The sequence below is a fragment of the Kordia jejudonensis genome (assembly GCF_001005315.1).
In the GTDB taxonomy this organism is placed as follows: Bacteria; Bacteroidota; Bacteroidia; order Flavobacteriales; family Flavobacteriaceae; genus Kordia; species Kordia jejudonensis.
In genome coordinates this window covers 1-1,923 of sequence record NZ_LBMG01000130.1, presented here as the reverse complement: position 1 = coordinate 1,923, position 1,923 = coordinate 1, and the positions used below count along the sequence as shown (strand labels likewise).

Below are 1,923 nucleotides of genomic sequence, written 5' to 3'. Positions count from 1 at the left end.
AACGTCACGACATTTTCAGTTTTCGGATAGTCTGTCGCCGTTTGATTGAGTGTGTCTGTAAGCAGTGTTTCTTCTACGGAAGTGAGATATGCTAGGTCTTTGATATGCGTTGCGCCAGACAAGAAACTGTTTAGAAGCGTTTGCAAATGATCTTGAATCATCTGTATCGTTTCGTCGGCGATGACCGTATTATTGTAATCGAACTTGATTTTGAGACCTTCCGAAGATGGCACGATAATTAGTGCGATGGAATAGTTTGTGCTTTCAATTCCTTTGGCATTTTCAATTTCGAAACTCACTTTGGTATCCGAAGAAATTTCGTCCATTGGATAGTTTTCAAACACCAATAAGGTATCAAATAGTGTATCTTTTACTTCACTTTGCGCCTCCACAACGCCCAAAGGCAAGTAACCGTGTTCTTCTCTCGCCGTAGTATGCTGTTTTTGAAGTGATTGCAACCAATTTGTAATTTCCTGTTTTCCATCAATTTGCGCACAAACGGGAATCGTATTGATGTAGAGTCCGACATTTTCTTCCACGTTTTTGACGCCGCTATCTCTTCCTGAAATTGTAGCTCCAAATACTGTATTTTTTTGTCCTGTATATTTTGAAAGTAAGTATGCCCAACTTCCTTGAATGAGCGTATTTATTGTAATTCGATGTTTTTCTGTAAAGCGTTGTATGTCGCCAGTGAACATGAATTCTTTTTCTGTGTTTCCAAAGATTTTGTTGCGTTTGGATGCGTCATTAATAAACGGTAGATAGGTTGGTGTTGTAATTTCTGCCAGATAGTTGTTCCAAAATGCGCTTGCTATTGCTGACTTTTTGGTTGCGATATGACGAATGTGTGTTCCGTAATTATCATATGGTAGTTCGGGAAAGTTTCCGCTTTTTTCAAATTGTGTGTAGCATTGCATGAAGCGTTGCATAAGGCTTGAAAGTGACCAACCGTCCCACAGAATATGATGATTGGTAAAGATCATTCGTGTTTTTCCTTCGCCAATATTGAGTAATGTGATTCTGAATAATGGTGCATTCTCGAGTGTGAATCCTTTTTTTCGATCGTCCGCAAGAAATTCGTTTAGTTTTTGTGCTTTTACAGCTTCTGAATATTGGCTAACATCTATTTCTTGTAGTGGCACTAGAATGTTTTTATGTACACATTGCACTGGAATTGCCAATTGATCAGCGTAGATTCCTGTTCGTAAAATGCTGTGTTTTTCTATCAAATATTCCCATGTTTTTCGGAATGCTTCTTTTGAAAATTTATTAGTAATATCGCACTGAAATTGAATCGCATATCCCGAAGTATCATCGTCGTATAAGCTGTGAAATAGCAAACCTTCTTGTAATGGACTCAGTGGATATATATCTGTAATTGTATTAATGTTTCGTTTGAATGTCGCTAAACTTTCGTTTGAAATTGTTGCTGGTAAACCGTAATCGCTTGCTGTTTTTATCGTGCTTTTCTCAGCGGTACAATGTGATATAATATGTTGTAATGCAGCAATGTAGTTGTCTGCTATGTTTTGTATGGTTTCTTTGTGATAACGCTTGCTATCGTAGCTCCAATCGAGTTGTAAAGTATTGTTCACAACCATGCTATTGATGGCAATTCGATGTGGGTTTTGGTTTGATGTACTGATGGATTCGCCTGCGGATTCAGCTGCAAAACCTACCAAACTGTCTGCTTCCTTGGACACACTATTGTCAAAACTTCCTAAGTAGTTGAAGATGATTTCTTGATAGTTTGCCCTTACACTTTCTTGCGTTTCTTGATCGCCCAAATAACGAAGTACGCTGTACCCAATTCCTTTTTCTGGAATTGCTCGGAGCATGTCTTTCGTATCTGCGATTAAGGTTCCTATTTCGTCTTTCGATCTGATGTCCAAACTCACAGGATATACCGTTGTAAACCAACCA

At 38.5% G+C, this 1,923-nt stretch carries 1 protein-coding gene; it reads right to left on the bottom strand.

All coding sequences use genetic code 11. The features are described 5' to 3' along the window. Positions 1-1,923, bottom strand: a 1,923-nt coding sequence (locus tag AA089_RS22930) for a condensation domain-containing protein (protein ID WP_046759359.1), incomplete at both ends; no start/stop codon positions are given.